General features: G+C 73.4%; 13 protein-coding genes. 8 read left to right on the top strand and 5 right to left on the bottom strand.

Going from position 1 to position 15,182, the window contains the following annotated elements; genetic code table 11:
- Positions 1 to 151: 151 nt before the first annotated feature.
- The 4 genes from ACFYT9_RS22610 (at position 152) to ACFYT9_RS22595 (ending at position 4,227) form a co-directional block, all read left to right on the top strand.
- The gene (locus ACFYT9_RS22610; protein WP_389166523.1) at positions 152 to 850 is read left to right on the top strand and encodes a sirohydrochlorin chelatase; all 699 of its coding nucleotides are present in this window, start codon (positions 152 to 154) and stop codon (positions 848 to 850) included.
- Positions 851 to 884: 34 nt separating this feature from the next.
- A complete protein-coding gene (locus tag ACFYT9_RS22605; protein ID WP_389166520.1) occupies positions 885 to 2,093 on the top strand; it encodes a low temperature requirement protein A in 1,209 nt (402 codons plus the stop codon).
- A gap of 129 nt (positions 2,094 to 2,222) precedes the next feature.
- Positions 2,223 to 3,308, top strand: coding sequence for a P1 family peptidase (locus tag ACFYT9_RS22600; RefSeq protein WP_389166517.1), 1,086 nt, complete (start codon positions 2,223 to 2,225; stop codon positions 3,306 to 3,308).
- A 142-nt stretch (positions 3,309 to 3,450) separates the two neighbouring features.
- The gene (locus ACFYT9_RS22595) at positions 3,451 to 4,227 is read left to right on the top strand and encodes a DUF6227 family protein (RefSeq protein ID WP_389166515.1); all 777 of its coding nucleotides are present in this window, start codon (positions 3,451 to 3,453) and stop codon (positions 4,225 to 4,227) included.
- A 75-nt stretch (positions 4,228 to 4,302) separates the two neighbouring features.
- Here the strand turns inward: ACFYT9_RS22595 and ACFYT9_RS22590 are convergent, their stop codons facing one another.
- On the bottom strand, positions 4,303 to 5,841 hold the full coding sequence (locus ACFYT9_RS22590) for an MFS transporter (RefSeq protein ID WP_387280598.1): 1,539 nt from the start codon (positions 5,839 to 5,841) through the stop codon (positions 4,303 to 4,305).
- Between the two features lie 61 nt (positions 5,842 to 5,902).
- Here ACFYT9_RS22590 and ACFYT9_RS22585 point away from each other — a divergent pair, with 61 nt between their 5' ends.
- A complete protein-coding gene (locus ACFYT9_RS22585; RefSeq protein WP_387280597.1) occupies positions 5,903 to 6,862 on the top strand; it encodes a helix-turn-helix transcriptional regulator in 960 nt (319 codons plus the stop codon).
- 283 nt (positions 6,863 to 7,145) lie between these two features.
- Here the strand turns inward: ACFYT9_RS22585 and ACFYT9_RS22580 are convergent, their stop codons facing one another.
- Positions 7,146 to 8,150 carry an RNA polymerase sigma factor RpoD/SigA gene (locus ACFYT9_RS22580; protein ID WP_376600911.1) on the bottom strand — a complete coding sequence of 335 codons (1,005 nt, stop codon included), beginning with the start codon at positions 8,148 to 8,150 and terminating at the stop codon, positions 7,146 to 7,148.
- 390 nt (positions 8,151 to 8,540) lie between these two features.
- Here ACFYT9_RS22580 and ACFYT9_RS22575 point away from each other — a divergent pair, with 390 nt between their 5' ends.
- Entirely contained in the window at positions 8,541 to 9,551 is a 1,011-nt protein-coding gene (locus ACFYT9_RS22575) for a questin oxidase family protein (protein WP_389166510.1), read from the top strand.
- 65 nt (positions 9,552 to 9,616) lie between these two features.
- Here ACFYT9_RS22575 and ACFYT9_RS22570 read toward each other — a convergent pair whose 3' ends face one another.
- Complete coding sequence (locus tag ACFYT9_RS22570; RefSeq protein ID WP_389166508.1) at positions 9,617 to 10,405, bottom strand: dioxygenase; 789 nt, start codon at positions 10,403 to 10,405, stop codon at positions 9,617 to 9,619.
- Positions 10,406 to 10,510: 105 nt separating this feature from the next.
- Between ACFYT9_RS22570 and ACFYT9_RS22565 the strand changes: the two genes are divergently transcribed.
- Positions 10,511 to 11,023: a MarR family winged helix-turn-helix transcriptional regulator gene (locus ACFYT9_RS22565; RefSeq protein WP_376600906.1), complete on the top strand. Its 513-nt coding sequence runs from the start codon at positions 10,511 to 10,513 to the stop codon at positions 11,021 to 11,023.
- A 50-nt stretch (positions 11,024 to 11,073) separates the two neighbouring features.
- Here ACFYT9_RS22565 and ACFYT9_RS22560 read toward each other — a convergent pair whose 3' ends face one another.
- Both ACFYT9_RS22560 and ACFYT9_RS22555 read right to left on the bottom strand, forming a co-directional pair.
- A complete protein-coding gene (locus tag ACFYT9_RS22560; RefSeq protein ID WP_389166505.1) occupies positions 11,074 to 12,618 on the bottom strand; it encodes an MFS transporter in 1,545 nt (514 codons plus the stop codon).
- 227 nt (positions 12,619 to 12,845) lie between these two features.
- Positions 12,846 to 13,502: a TetR/AcrR family transcriptional regulator gene (locus ACFYT9_RS22555; RefSeq protein ID WP_389166502.1), complete on the bottom strand. Its 657-nt coding sequence runs from the start codon at positions 13,500 to 13,502 to the stop codon at positions 12,846 to 12,848.
- 406 nt (positions 13,503 to 13,908) lie between these two features.
- Here ACFYT9_RS22555 and ACFYT9_RS22550 point away from each other — a divergent pair, with 406 nt between their 5' ends.
- Positions 13,909 to 15,180: a M6 family metalloprotease domain-containing protein gene (locus ACFYT9_RS22550; RefSeq protein WP_389166500.1), complete on the top strand. Its 1,272-nt coding sequence runs from the start codon at positions 13,909 to 13,911 to the stop codon at positions 15,178 to 15,180.
- Positions 15,181 to 15,182 lie beyond the last annotated feature (2 nt).

Here is a 15,182-nt window from a genome sequence, read left to right as displayed (position 1 = left end):
ACGGCGGGGGTGGCGGCGGCGGTCGCGGGCCTAGCGTGGGGTGCGGGTCCGGGCGACGTACGACACCGCCGGTCCGGGCCCGACCGTCGGCGACTCCCGGGGACGGTGCACCCCCGGGAGCCGTGGCGACCGGACCGGAAGGAGCGGCAGGATGCGTGAGCTCGTCCTCGCGGCGCACGGGAGCGCCGTCCCCGAGGCGGCGGCGACCACGGCCCGGCTGGCGGCGGCCGTACGGCGCCTGACGGGGGCGCCGGTCACCGTGGCGCACCTCGACCACCAGCTTCCCTCGCTTCCGTCGGTGCTGGCCGGCCGGCCGGGGGCGGTCGTCGTGCCGCTGCTGCTGGGCGACGGCTATCACCGCACGGTGGACGTGCCGGCCGTGGCCCGGCGGTTCGACTGCGCCGTGACGCCGGGGCTGCGGGGCGAGAGCGCGGTGGCGCTGGCGCTGTACGAGCGGCTGCGCGCCGCCGAGCGGGCGGCGGGCGGCCCGGCGGACGCGGTCGTCGTCGCGGGGGCCGGCTCCTCCCGTCCGGGCGGGAACGACGGGACGCTGGTGGCGGCGGAGCAGCTGGGGCGGCTCCTTCCGGTGCCGGTGACGGTGGCGTACTGCTCGGCGGCCGCGCCCGGTCCGGCGGAGGCGGTGGCACGCGCGCGTGGGGACGGTTTCCGGCGGGTGGCGGTCGCTGCGCATCTGCTGGCGCCGGGCCGGTTCTCCCGCGCTCTGGAGGGGGTGCCGGGGGCGTACGCGGTGTCGGCTCCGCTGGCGGACCATCCTCGGCTGGCGCGGCTGGTGGCGGCCCGCTACGGGGCGGTGGCGTTCCCGGAGGCCGTACCGCTCCGCGTGGCTTGAGAGCGGTGGGGCGCGGCTCTGCTGTGCTGGCTGCATGACGCAACCCTTCCTGCCGCTGACCGCGCGCTCCCGTGAGGAGTCGCACCGGACCGCCACACCGCTGGAGCTCTTCTTCGACCTGTGCTTCGTGGTCGCCGTCGCCCAGGCGGGCGCGGCGCTCGTGCACGCGGTGGCGGAGGGGCACGCGGGCGAGGGGGTGGTCAGCTACGCGATGGTGTTCTTCGCCATCTGGTGGGCGTGGATGAACTTCTCGTGGTTCGCCTCGGCCTACGACAACGACGACGTGCTGTACCGGGTCGTGACGCTCGTTCAGATCGCGGGTGTGCTGATCCTGGCCGCGGGCGTGTCGCGCGCGTTCGAGGAGCACGACTTCCTCGTCGTCTACCTGGGCTATCTGGTGATGCGGGTGGCGCTCGCCTCGCAGTGGCTGCGGGCCGGGCACCACGCCGTGTCGGCGGAGGAGCGGAGGATGTGCCGGCGGTACGCGGGCGGGGTGCTCGCGGTGCAGCTGGGCTGGCTGGCGCTGCTGTTCGTGCCGGACGGGGCGCTGCCGTGGGTGTTCCTGGTGCTGGCGCTGGCGGAGCTCTCGGTGCCGGTGTACGCGGAGAAGGCCGCGCCGAGCACCTGGCATCCGCATCACATCGCGGAGCGGTACGGCCTGTTCACGATCATCGTGCTGGGCGAGTCGGTGGCGGCGGCGACGGTGGCGGTGAGGTCGGGGGTGGTGGAGCACGACGCCCTGAACGAGCTGCTGCCGATCGCGGCGGGCGGGCTGCTCATCGTCTTCGCGGCTTGGTGGATCTACTTCGTGGTGCCGGCGCACGACCGGCTGACGGACAGCCGGCGGGGCTTCCTGTGGGGGTACGGCCACTACGTGATCTTCATGTCGGCGGCGGCGATCGGCGCGGGTCTGGAGATCGCGGTCGAGCAGTCCGTCGGCAAGGCGCACATCAGCACGCTCGCCGCCTCGGCTTCGGTGACGATCCCGACGGCGGTCTTCCTGTTGTCGGTGTGGCTGCTGCACGCCCGCTACTTCAAGGTGGGCATCGCCCAGCAGGCGGTGCTGCCGGGGTCGGCGTTCGTGATCCTGATGTGTTCGTTCGCGGGCCGCTGGGCGGTGCTCGCGGCCGGTCTGGTGGCGGCGGCCACGGTCGCGGTCGGTGTGACGCTCACGGCGCGGAATCCGGCCGCCGGGAATCCGGGCGCCGGGAATCCGCCCGCCGGGACCGCCCGCGCCTCCTGAGGCGGCCCGCTCTCTCCTGCTCCGCCCTGTGGGGCCCCTCCCCCCGAGGCGGCCCGTTCCTTTCTGTTCCGCCCTGTGGGGCCCTTGCCTCCTGAGGTGGGTCCGCCCCTTCTGCGGTAGGAAGGGGACATGACAGCTGAGTGGCTCTCCCCCGACGGACTGACCGACGTGCCCGGTATTCGGGTGGGCCACGCGCGCGTGGCGGGGCCGCGGGCGCTGTCGGGGACCACTGTGGTGCTCGCCCAGGAGGGCGGGGCGGTGGCCGCCGTGGACGTACGCGGCGGGGGCCCGGGCACCCGCGAGACCGACGCCCTCGACCCGAGGAACGTGGTCCAGCGGATCGACGCCCTCGTGCTGACCGGCGGCAGCGCCTACGGCCTGGAGTCGGCCGCGGGGGTGATGGCCTGGCTGGAGGAGCGGCGGCGCGGGGTCCGGGTCGGTCCCGATCCGGCGCACGTGGTGCCGGTGGTCCCGGCCGCGTGCGTCTTCGACCTGGGCCGGGGCGGGGACTTCGCGGCCCGCCCGGACGCCGCGACCGGCCGGGCCGCGGTGGAGGCGGCGGAGGCGTCCGGGGACCACGCGCGCGTGGCGGCGGGCGCGGTCGGCGCCGGTACGGGGGCGGTCGTCGGCGGGATGCGCGGCGGGGTCGGCACGGCGAGCCTGCGGCTGGAGTCCGGCGTCACGGTGGCCGCCCTGGCGGTGGTGAACGCGGTCGGTTCGGCGGTGGATCCGGCGACCGGCGTGCTGTACGGCAGCCTCTTCGAGGAGGGTCCCGCCGGTGTCGACGGGCCCGCCCGCCCGTCGCGCGCGGTGCACGAGGCGGCGGTGCGGCGGCTCGCCGAGGCCCGCGCGGCCTCGGTCCGGCCGCCGCTGAACACCACCCTGGCGGTGGTCGCCACGGACGCGGTCCTGACCCGCGCCCAGGCCCAGAAGGTGGCGGGGACGGCGCACGACGGCATCGCCCGGGCGATCCGGCCGGTGCACCTGATGAACGACGGCGACACGGTCTTCGCGCTCGCCACCGGCGCCCGGGAGCTGCCGGCCGCGCCGGGGCCGCTCGCCCTGAACGAGGTCCTCGCGGCCGGTGCCGATCTGGTGACCCGGGCGATCGTCCGCGCGGTGCTGGCCGCCCCCGGAGGGCAGCGCGGCCCGGGCGGCGACTTCCCCTCGTACGCGGAGCTCTACGGCCTCCCCCAGGACCCGTACTCCCGGTAACCGCAAGGGAGTTGGAGGGCGGCGCGAGGGCGGGAACTTCCGTCGCCCACCCCTCGTTTTCCGTAACCCCGACCCGTTGTCGGACCCAGGGACTACGTTAAGCAAGCACCAAGTGACATGCGGCGACGGCCTGGAGACCCTCTTGAACGATCCTCGGGATCACCACGATCCGTACGAGACGACCGAGACGCACGTCGAGCGGCTTCTCGGCCGGGCGCTCAACTCCTTCGACCTGCCCGACGCGATGGTGGAGCGCCTGGAGTCGGCGCTCGCCCACTCCACCGCGCTGCACTCCTCGCACCACGGTTCCTCGCTCCACCGCTCCACCTACCGCCACGCCTACCTGCTGGCCGACGGCAGCGCCCTCACCCTGTGGGAGCTCGTGCACAACGCGGGCCGGGACGGCACCGAGCAGCACGAGCTGTACACGGAGGAGGCGGAGGCGCGGCTCGCCGCGTCCCGGCTCCCCGCGGGCCCACTGCCGGGGTGGACCGTGGAGCGGGCCGACGGGCGTCCGCTCGGGGACGACGACGACCTGGCGGCGCTGAGCGCGCTGCTGGCCCGCCCGATACCCGCCCAGCCCCGGATGTACGTGCCGGACAACTCGGCGGACCACGCCCGCCGGGTCCTGCGCCGCGCGGAGAACGCGGACCGCCCCACCGAGCGGACGGCCCGCCGGCTGCGCATCGCCTTCGCCCACCACATCACCCAGGTCTTCGGCCGGAACTGCCCCGTCGAGGGCGGCCGGGACGCCGGCTTCACCCTGTACGAGCACCAGTTCCTGCTCCTCGACGGCAGCGAGCTGAGCCTCTGGGAGGTCGAGCACACGGCCACCCCCGACGGCCGGCACATGTGCGAGGTGTACGAGTCGGAGGCCGCGGCCCGCGGAGCGATGGAGGCCCGCTCCCGCGTCGTCTGAACCCTCCGCCCGCCGGGGACACGGCGAAGGGCCCCGGTCGGGAGACCGGGGCCCTTCGTCCGTGCGCGCGGTGGGTCAGGAGACGAGCGCGGGCTCCTTCTCGACCGCTCCGGGCTCGTCCTCGCCCGCGCCGCCCTCCAGGTGCTGCTTGGGCCGGGCCGGCAGGGCGAACATCACCAGGAAGATCCCGGCGAGGACCACGGCCGCCCAGCCGAGGGAGTTGCGGAAGGCGTCCGTGAAGGCCGTCGTGATCTCCTGCGGGGCCGTCTTCAGCCGCTCCTCGTCGAAGGTGCCGAAGAAGACGACCGACACCAGGCCGAGGCCGATCGCGTTGCCCATCTGGCCCGTCATGTTGATCAGGCCGGAGGCCGAGCCCGCGTGCTCCTTGGGGACCTCGGACAGCACCGCGTCGGTCAGCGGCGCCACGATCAGGCCCATGCCGAGACCCATCACCACGAGCGCCGGGATCATCTGCCAGGACGCGATCTCCGCCCCGTACCGCCCGGCGGCAAAGAAGTACAGCAGGATGCCCGCGGCCATGGTCAGCGCGCCCGCCTGGAGGACCTTGCGGCCGAAGCGCGGGACGAGCAGCTGCACCGACAGGCCGGCCGCCGCGGAGACCGCGATCGAGAACGGCACCCCGGTCAGGCCCGCGTGGAGGGCGGTCCAGCCGAGGCCGAGCTGCATGTAGAGCGTCCACACCAGGAAGAAGATGCCGAGCACGATGCCGAAGGTCAGCTGCACCGCGATGCCGGCCGCGAACGACTTCACCTTGAACAGCGACAGCTCGACGAGCGGCGAGCCGTCCTTCTTCGTCTTGTACCGCTCGTACGCGACGAGCACCGCGAAGACCACCGGGCTGGCCGCCATCATCAGGTGGCCCCAGAGCGGCCAGTCCAGCTCGCGGCCGCGGGTCAGCGGGTAGATCAGCAGGAGCAGCGCGGCGGTGACGAGGACGACGCCGACGAGGTCGAGGCGGAGCGCCTTCGGCGCCTTCGACTCGGTGATGAACTTGCGCCCGAGGATGAGGGCGGCGACGCCCACCGGCAGGTTGATGAGGAAGATCGGGCGCCATTCCAGGCCGGCGATGTTCCACTCGGTGAGCAGCGCGCCCAGCAGGGGGCCCGAGACCGCGCCCAGGCCGACGATGGCGCCGAAGAGGCCGAAGACCTTGCCGCGCTCGTGCGCCGGGAAGGTGACGTGGACGATCGACAGCACCTGCGGCACCATCATCGCCGCCATCGCGCCCTGGAGGAGGCGGGAGGCGACCAGCATCTCCGGGCTGGCGGCGAGGCCGCACAGCGCGGAGGCGACGGTGAAGCCGGCCGTGCCGAGGAGGAAGAGCCGCTTGCGGCCGTAGATGTCGCCGAGGCGGCCGCCGGTGATGAGGCCGGCGGCGAAGGCCAGCGCGTAGCCGGCGGTGATCCACTGGATCGCGGTGGTCGTGGTGCCGAGGTCCTGCTCGATGCTGGGGATCGCGATGTTCACGATCGTGGCGTCGACCAGGTCCATGAAGGCGGCCGTCATGACGATGGCCAGGGCGATCCAGCGCTTGCTGTCCCCCGTGGTGGTGCTGTCCGCCCCCGTGGCGGCTTCGGTCTCGTGTGCGCTCATAAGAGGACCATAAGAGTGATGTAGGCCAGATGACGTCCTAATTGCCGAGCATGATGCTGGCATGACGGATTCCCCGGCACGACTCCTCAATCTGCTCTCGCTCCTCCAGACCCCGCGCGAGTGGCCCGGCAGCGAGCTCGCCGACCGGCTCTCGGTCTCCCCGCGCACGATCCGCCGCGACATCGACCGGCTCCGTGACCTCGGCTATCCCGTCGAGGCGACCAAGGGGGCGATCGGCGGCTACCGGCTCGTCGCCGGTACGGCGATGCCCCCGCTGCTCCTCGACGACGAGGAGGCCGTCGCCATCGCCGTCGGCCTCCGGGCCGGCGCGGGGCACGCCATCGAGGGCGTCGACGAGGCGTCGGTACGGGCCCTGGCCAAGCTGGAGCAGGTGCTTCCGGCGCGGCTGCGGCACCGGGTCTCGACGCTCCAGAACGCGACCCTGCCGCTGACGCGCGGCGACGGCGCCACCGTCGCACCCTCGACGCTGACGGCGCTCGCGGGCACGGTCACCGGCCGCGAGCGGCTGCGGTTCGCCTACCGCGCGGCCGACGGCGCCGAGACGAAGCGGCTCGTCGAGCCGTACCGGCTGGTGTCGACGGGCTGGCGCTGGTACCTCGTCGCGTACGACCTCGGGCGCGAGGACTGGCGTGTCTTCCGCGTCGACCGCGTCACCGACCCGCTGGCGACCGGCGCGCGCTTCACGCCGCGGGAGCTGCCGGAGGGCGACGCGGCGGCGTACCTGCTGCGGTCGATGTCACGGTCGCAGGGGGAGGAGCTGGAGCTGGACGTCACCTTCGAGGCGCCCGCCGAGACGGTCGCGGGGCGGCTGCCGGCGCATCTGGCGCCCGTCGCGACCGGGCCCGACACGTGCCGCCTGCGCGCCCGCGTCACCGACTCGGTCGACTGGCTGGCGATCCGCCTGGCCCTGACGGACGCCCCCTTCAAGGTGCGGGCCCCCGACGCCCTGCGCACCCACCTCCACCACCTGACGACCCGCCTGACGGCCTCCCTCACCTGACCAGGGGGCGGCGGGGGGGGGGGGGCGGGCCGGGGCGCCGGGGGGGGGCGCCCCCCCCCCCCCCCCCCCCCGCGCGCGCCCCGCCGCCGGGGGGGGGGGGGCGGCGGCCATGGGGGGTTGCGTTTCGTACCCGGGTTTTGGGCCCGGGTCGAGGTGGTGTGGCTGGCCGGGCGCCCCCGGGGGGGCCCCCCGCGCCGGTGCCGCCGCTCCGCTGCCGCCGGGGGTGCGGCGGAGGGGGGGGCGGTCCCGGCGCACAGCCGGGACCGCCCCCTCGCCGGCCGTCCTAGGCCACCGCGTCGAAGCCCGTGTCGCGCGCCATCTTCTTCAGTTCCAGGAGCGCGTGCTTCTCGATCTGGCGGATCCGCTCACGGGTGAGGCCGTGCTCCTTGCCGACCTCCGTCAGCGTCCGCTCGCGCCCGTCCTCGATGCCGTACCGCATCCGGATGATGGACGCCGTGCGGTGGTCGAGCTTGTCGATGAGGTCGTCGAGCTCCTCGCTGCGCAGCAGCGTGAGGACGGACTGCTCCGGCGAGATCGCCGACGTGTCCTCCAGCAGGTCGCCGAACTGCGTCTCGCCCTCGTCGTCGACCGACATGTTCAGCGAGACCGGGTCCCGCGCCCAGTCCAGGACGTCCGTGACCCGCTCCGGGGTCGAGCCCAGCTCCTCCGCGACCTCCGCGGGCTCCGGCTCGCGCCCGTGCTCGCGGTTGAACTCGCGCTGGACCCGGCGGATCCGGCCCAGCTCCTCCACGAGGTGGACGGGGAGACGGATGGTGCGGGACTGGTCGGCGATGGACCGGGTGATGGCCTGGCGGATCCACCACGTGGCGTACGTGGAGAACTTGAAGCCCTTCGCGTAGTCGAACTTCTCGACCGCGCGCACCAGGCCCGCGTTCCCCTCCTGGATCAGGTCGAGCAGGGGCAGCCCGCTGCGGGGGTAGCGCCGGGCCACGGCGACGACGAGCCGCAGGTTGGACTTGATGAAGAGGTCCTTGGCGCGCTCGCCCTCGGCGGCCAGCGCCTCCAGCTCCTCGCGGGTCGCCCCGCCCGCCTCGCTGTCCTCCACCTCGCCGTCGAGGATCTGCTGGGCGTACACGCCCGCCTCGATGGCCTGGGAGAGCTCGACCTCCTTGGCGGCGTCGAGCAGGGGCGTGCGCGCGATCTCGTCGAGGTACATGCCGACCAGGTCGCGGTCGGCGATCTCCCCGCCCACGGCGCGAACGCTGCTTGCCCGGCCGCCCCCGCTCTTGGCGGTGGACTGACGACGGGCGACGGCACGGGTTGCCATGCGTGCTCCCTTGCTGAGTAGGTCGCGACACCCTTCCGGGTGCCCTGCATCCGACGGAAACAACGACCGGAATCGGGACAGAATTCCCTGGAGGCTCAGGATTTTCGCGATCATGCAGTATCCTGCGCGGCCCGCGCCCCGCCCCTACGGCTCGCGATCGGTGCGGATCCGCAGGTCAGAGGCGACGGGACGCCCCTCCGGGCCTTCGCCGACCGCACTGTCGGTGAGACGGCCGTCACATCACTGGCCGTCTGCCCTTCCCTCTCCATACGACGCCGGACGGCGGCCGGAAGTTGCCTCACCGGACCTGCGACCGAGCCCGGGTCCGCCCCCCGGTGTAGGTCCCGAGCCCGTTACGGCCCACCCCGGCGCCGCCCTACCGTCCCCTCCATGGACACCACCGGCATCCTCGACGAGGCACTCGAACGGCTCCACACCACCGGACCCGAGCGGAACGGCTGGCTCACCAACCACGCGCCCATGGCGGTGGAGGCGCTGACCCGGAACGGGCACACCGCCTCCGTGCACCGCTGGCTGGACGCCTACGCGCCGAAGCTGGAGGAGGCGCCCGCCCCGTACGCCCCGGTCACCGCCGGGAACTGGCAGGAGGCGCTGGGCGATCCGCGGCGGATCACCGACTGGGCGCGGTACTTCGCCCGCGAGCTGGCCGACCGGCCCTGGCGGGAGGTGCTGGCCGAGTGGTGGCCGCGCCTGCTGCCCGGCATCGCGGGCGGCGCCACGCACCCGGTGATCCGCACCGGGCACGCCGTACGAACCCTGCTGGCGCCCGGCGGGGAGACGGCGCCCCGGCGGGCCGAGCTGGCGCACGCGCTCGGCTACTGGGCCGCCCGCCACCAGCCGCTGCCGCCGCTCACCCTGCTGCCCGCCGCGCCGGACGCGGCCGGCGCGCTCGCCGCCGTACCTCGGGTCCCCGAGCAGGAAGGCGGGTTCAGGGACCGGTTCGCGCAGCTGACGGCCGTCCCCGCCTGGGGCACGGAGACCGAGCCGGAGGCGGCGCGGGAGCGGCTGGCGGAGCTGGTGACGGCGGCCGTCCACCGGTACGCGACGCACGGGCACGGCGAGCCGATCATGCTGGTGCACGCGGCGACCGCGCCCAACGCCGTCCTGCGGACGCTGCCGGCCCTTCCCCGTGAGCTGTGGGCGGCGAGCCTGGCGGCGGCCTGGTCGGCCTCGGCGGTGGTGACGGCCGCGTACACGCCGCGGGAAGCCGTCGCGTACGCGCCGGCCGGCCTCACCGCGGAGGAGGTCTTCGCGCGGGCGGCGGCACACGGCGACGACCACACGATCAAGCTCGCCGACACCGCGCTGGACGTCGGCGACGAGCTCGCGCTGGCCGCCGCCCTCCGCGCGGTGGAGCTGAACCCTCCCGCGTACGGATAGCGCCGCACTCCATGCGCTCCACTCAGCCGAACTGCCCGGATAGCGGCACACTCCATGCGCTGCACTCAGCCGAACTGCACCGACCGCTTCGCCAGGCCCATCCAGAAGCCGTCGATGACCGACCGTTCGGCGTCGAGGTCGCCGGCCGCGTCCGCCGCGCCCATCGTGACGAAGAGCGGGGCGAAGTGCTCCGTACGGGGGTGGGCGAGGCGGCCGGCCGGGGACTTGTACTCGAAGTCGAGCAGGGCGTCCACGTCCTGGGCGGCGAGGGCCTCGCGCCCCCAGGCGTCGAACTCGGCGGACCAGCCCGGCACACCGCCGCCGGTGTGGCGGAGGGCGGCGAGGTTGTGGGTGAAGAAGCCGCTGCCGACGATCAGCACGCCCTCGTCGCGCAGCGGGGCGAGCCTGCGGCCGATGTCCATGAGCCGGCGCGGGTCCAGGGTCGGCATGGAGATCTGGAGGACCGGGATGTCCGCGCCGGGGTACATCTCGACGAGCGGCACGTACGCGCCGTGGTCGAGGCCCCGGTCGGGGATGTCCTGCACGGGCGTTCCGGGGGCGCGCAGCAGCTTGCGGACCGCCTCGGCGAGCGCGGGCGCACCGGGGGCGTCGTACCGTACCCGGTAGTAATGCTCGGGGAAGCCCCAGAAGTCGTACACGAGGGGGATCGTCTCGGTGGCGCCGAGGGCGAGCGGGGCCTCCTCCCAGTGGGCGGAGACCATGAGGATCGCCTTGGGCCGGGGCAGCCCGGCCGACCAGGCGGCGAGCTCGCCGGGCCAGACGGGGTCGTCGGCGAGCGGCGGGGCACCGTGGGACAGGTAGAGCGCGGGCATCCGTTCCTGTGTGGCGACCATGGTGACGCCTCCTCGTCCGGCAGACACGCGAGAAGTTCTTGAAACTTCAAGCTGATGCATGCAGCGTAAACCTACATAGTTCAACTTTCAAGAATGGGTCGTACGATGGGTGACATGGGAGACAGGACCGAACCCGGACCGCGCTGGCTCAGCGACGGCGAACAGCGCGTCTGGCGCTCGTACCTCCACGCCACCACGCTCCTGGAGGATCACCTCGACCGCCAGTTGCAGCGCGACGCGGGCATGCCGCACGTCTACTACGGCCTGCTCGTCCAGCTCTCCCAGGCCCCGCGCCGCCGGCTCCGCATGACCGAGCTGGCGAAGAGCGCCAAGATCACCCGCTCCCGGCTCTCGCACGCCGTCGCCCGCCTGGAGAAGAACGGCTGGGTGCGGCGCGAGGACTGCCCCTCCGACAAGCGCGGCCAGTTCGCGCAGCTCACCGAGGAGGGCCTGGAGGTGCTGCGGCGGACCGCGCCCGGGCACGTGGCGGCGGTGCGGCAGGCGATGTTCGACCGGCTCAGCCCCGAGCAGGTCGACCAGCTCGGCACGATCATGCGGGTGATGGCGGAGGGCCTGGAGCCGACGGACCCGGACGCGGACCTGCCCTGGCTCCGCTGAGCGGAACCAGGGCAGGGGGGACGTGCCGCGGGTGAGCGCCTTGGCCGGGGTCAGTGCGCGATGACCGGAACCTTCACCTCGTCCTCGGCGCCCGCGCCGGAGCCGCCCGCGACCACGCCCGTGTCCGGCTTCCCGGTGGTGATCAGCACGGCCGCGATGGCCGCGGAGACGACGAGGATGCCGACCGCCCACCAGATCGCGGCGGTGTAGCCCTCGACCATGCCCTGGAGCTGGAGCAGCTTCTGGGCGGCCGGGGTGGTCGCGCCGGCCGCGTGGTCGACGAGGTACGCGGTCGTCGCCGAGGCGGCGATCGTGTTGAGCAGGGCCGTACCGATGGCGCCGCCGACCTGCTGCGAGGTGTTCACCATCGCGGAGGCCACCCCGGCGTCCTTCGGGTCCACGCCGTGCGTCGCGAGCGACATGGCCGGCATGAACGCGGTGCCCATGCCGAGGCCGAGCAGCAGCTGCGCGGGAAGGATGAGACCGGCGTACGAGGTGCCGACCTCCAGCTGCGTCAGGAGCAGCATGCCGACGGCCGCGGTCAGGAAGCCGGGGGCCATGAGCAGCCGCGGCGGGACCCGGGTCATCAGCCGCGTGCCGATCTGGGTCGAGCCGATGATCATGCCCGCGATCATGGGCAGGAACGCGAAGCCCGTCTTGACCGGCGAGTACCCCTGCACGATCTGGAGGTAGTAGGTCAGGAAGAGGAAGAGGCCGAACATCGCGATGACGGCGAGGCCGAGCGAGAGGTAGACGCCGCCGCGGTTGCGCTCGGTGAGGACGCGGAGCGGCAGCAGCGGGCTCTTGACCTTCGCCTCGACGAGCACGAAGGCGCCCAGCAGCACCGCCGATCCCACGAACAGGCCGATCGTGCCGGCGTCGCTCCAGCCCTCGGACTCGGCGCGGGTGAAGCCGTAGACGAGCGTGACGAGACCGAGGGTCGAGAGGATCACGCCGGGGATGTCGAGCGCGGAGCGGTTGCGGCCGCCGGCCGGCTCGCGGATCACGAGGTACGCGCCGACGGCGGCGACGATCGCGAACGGGATGTTGACGAAGAAGGTCCAGCGCCAGTTCAGGTACTCGGTGAGGAAGCCGCCGAGGATCAGGCCCACGGCGCCGCCGCCGCCGGCGATCGCGCCGTAGATGCCGAAGGCCTTGGCGCGCTCCTTGGCGTCGGTGAAGGTCACCGCGAGCAGCGAGAGCGCGGCGGGCGCGAGCAGCGCGCCGAAGGCGCCCTGGAGCGCGCGGGCCCCGAGCATCATGGCCTCGCCGGTCGCGGCTCCGCCGAGGGCGGAGGCCGCGGCGAAGCCGATCAGACCGACGACGAAGGTGCGCTTGCGGCCCCAGAGGTCGGCGATGCGGCCACCGAAGAGCAGCAGACCGCCGAAGGCGAGGGCGTAGGCCGTGATGACCCACTGCCGGTTGCCGTCCGAGATGCCGAGGTCCTGCTGGGCGGAGGGGAGGGCGATGTTCACGATGGTCGCGTCGAGCACGACCATCAGCTGGGCGAGGGCGATGAAGACGAGGGCCTTCCAGCGACCGGGGTCGGGCTGAAGGGCGGCCGTCGACCGGGCGGTCTCGGCTGTTCCGGGCATGGGGGTAGCCACCTCTTGGTGCGTAAGCGAAGAAAAAGGACGTTCTTGGGCTGAGAAGACTCTGAAGTTCTGGGGTTTTGGGGTTCTGCGGTTCTGAAGTTCGTGAGCTCCGGGGTTCCGGGTTCCCGGGTTCTGGGGTTCTGGAGTTCTGAAGTTCTACGAGGGATCTGGAGGCAACGGGCTGGAGGAGCGGCCGGGAAGGCAGCCGGGCGGAGGAGCGGGTCCCGTCAGGCGTCGCGCCTCAGGTCCTCCAAGGTCGCCGCCGCCCCCGGCAGCTCGGAGCGGGCGGGCGCCTCCAGGCCGTCGAGGAAGAGCTGGAGGTGCCGGTGCACGAAGGGGGCGAAGTCCTCGCAGCCGGTGCCCGGCAGCGGCCGGGTGAGCTGCGAGACGCCGACCATCAGGTCGCCGACGCCGACGTCGGGACGGAGCCGTCCGGCCGCCTGCGCCCGCCGGACGAGGCCCTCCACGGCCTCCTCCAGGCGCTCGCTCTCGACGACGAGATCGGGGTGGTCCTTGTCGAAGGTGCCGTCGAGCATCGGGCAGAGCGCGCCGACCCGCTCGTCGGCGGCGGCGTGCGCGAAGCGGCTGAGGGCGGCGAAGGTGTCGGCCTCCTCGGCGGCCGCGCGCTCGGCCCGCTCGGTGAGCCGGGCGAGGATCGAGAGCACGACCTCGTGGACGAGTTCGGGCCGCTCGGGAAAGTTCCGATAGAGAGTGGCGTTGCCTACTCCGGCCCGGCGCGCGATCTCGTCGTACGGAACGGAGCAGCCGAACTCCACGAACATCTCGCGGGCCGCCGCCACCAGCCGCTCGCGGTTGCGCACGGCGTCGGCGCGCGGACGCGGGACGCGGCGCGCGGGCGTGTCACCCGCGGAAGCCCCACCCACGGAAGCCCCGCCCACGGAAGCCCCGCTCACGGAAGCTTCTGCTGCGTCGTCGCGGATCACGCCACGTCCTCCTCGTCGTTCCTTTGCTCCACCGGCCACCGGCCACCGGCCACCGGCCTCCGACCTCCGGCCGAGAGGAGCCGTCCGAACTCCGCGCCGGAATCCACACGGACCCGGCCGAGTCCCATCCGATCCGGGGAAAGACTCCCCACTTCATCGAACTCTCTCCTAAACGGGGAGACGCTCCCCGGTTATTTCGACCCCACCTGTGAGCTGGCTCACACGCCACGCTCCGTCGCCGGATACCCACGATCGGTCCACCCGGCGCGCGCCCCCGCACCTCTCCGCACAGGCTGATCGCACGGCATCACGCCGCTGACCTGGCCCCGACCGGAGAGGCGACCGCATGCAGCACACCCGCCGGCGGATACGCAGACCGGTCGCCCTCGCGGCGACCGCGGCCCTTCTGCTCACCGTGCTCGTCTCGGCGAGCACCACGTTCCCCGGGCCCGCACCGGCCTCGGCCGGCCCGGTGGCCGCCGCGCCGGACACCACCCGGCTCGGACCGTGCCGCATCGCCACCACCATGGGCGTGCAGATGTCGGAAGGGCTGCCGACCGCCCCCGGGTTCGCCCGCTCCACCGGGCAGGTCCGCGCCCTCACGCTCATGGTCGACTTCCCCGACGTCCGCGGTGAGGGCACGGCGATGGCCCGCTTCCGCGAGTTCTTCCCGCAGACCTCGGACTGGTTCCACGTCAGCTCCTACGGCCGGCTCCAGTACCACGCAGACGCGCCGATACCGGACTGGCTGCGGATGCCGCGGCCGTTCTCCTCGTACGGGATCGAGCGCGGCGCCCCGTACGAGCCGGGCTACCGCTCCTTCGTCGAGGACATCGTGAAGGCGGCCGACCCGAAGGTCGACTTCAGCGCGTACGACCTGGTCAACGTCCTGGTCACGCCGAACGCCGGCCCCTCCGCCCTGGACACGGTCCTCTCCGTCACCTTCTCCGGCAACGACGACGCGCCCTACGCCGACGGCGTCCCGCTCGCCAACACGTCCTTCGTCTACAGCCGGCAGGACGACGGCTCGGGCAGCTTCGCGGAGACCGGCTACCGCGTCCTCCCCCACGAGAACGGGCACGTCTTCGGCCTCCCCGACCTCTACACCGCCGACGGCGGCGGCACGGTCGGCCACTGGGACATCATGTCCGAGGACTGGGGGGCCAACAACGACCTGCTCGGCTGGCACAAGTGGAAGCTCGGCTGGCTCGACAACGACCAGATCCGCTGCGCCTCCGCCACCGGCACCAGCGAGCACCTGCTCACCCCGCTGGCCCTCGCCGGCGGCCCCAAGCTCGTCTTCGTCCCGCTGTCCGACACCACCGGCTACGCCGTCGAGGTCCGCACCCGCGAGGGCAACGACGAGGCCGTCTGCGAGCCGGGCGTCCTCGTCTACCGCGTCGAGTCCGACGTGGACACCGGCCACGGCCCGGTGACGGTCGCCGACAGCGACCACGCCAGCGGGGGCTGCACCCGCCGCCCCAACGTCCACGCCGAACTCTCCGACGCCCCCTTCCGCCCCGGCGAGACGTTCACCGACCGCACCCACGGCATCCGGATAGGCGTCCTGGACGAGAACCCGGACGGCGCCTTCCGCGTCAGAATCACCAGAGACTGACG

The organism is Streptomyces sp. NPDC004435 (genome assembly GCF_042873895.1).
Taxonomy (GTDB): Bacteria; Actinomycetota; Actinomycetes; order Streptomycetales; family Streptomycetaceae; genus Streptomyces.
This window is presented reverse-complemented; position numbering and strand designations above follow the sequence as displayed.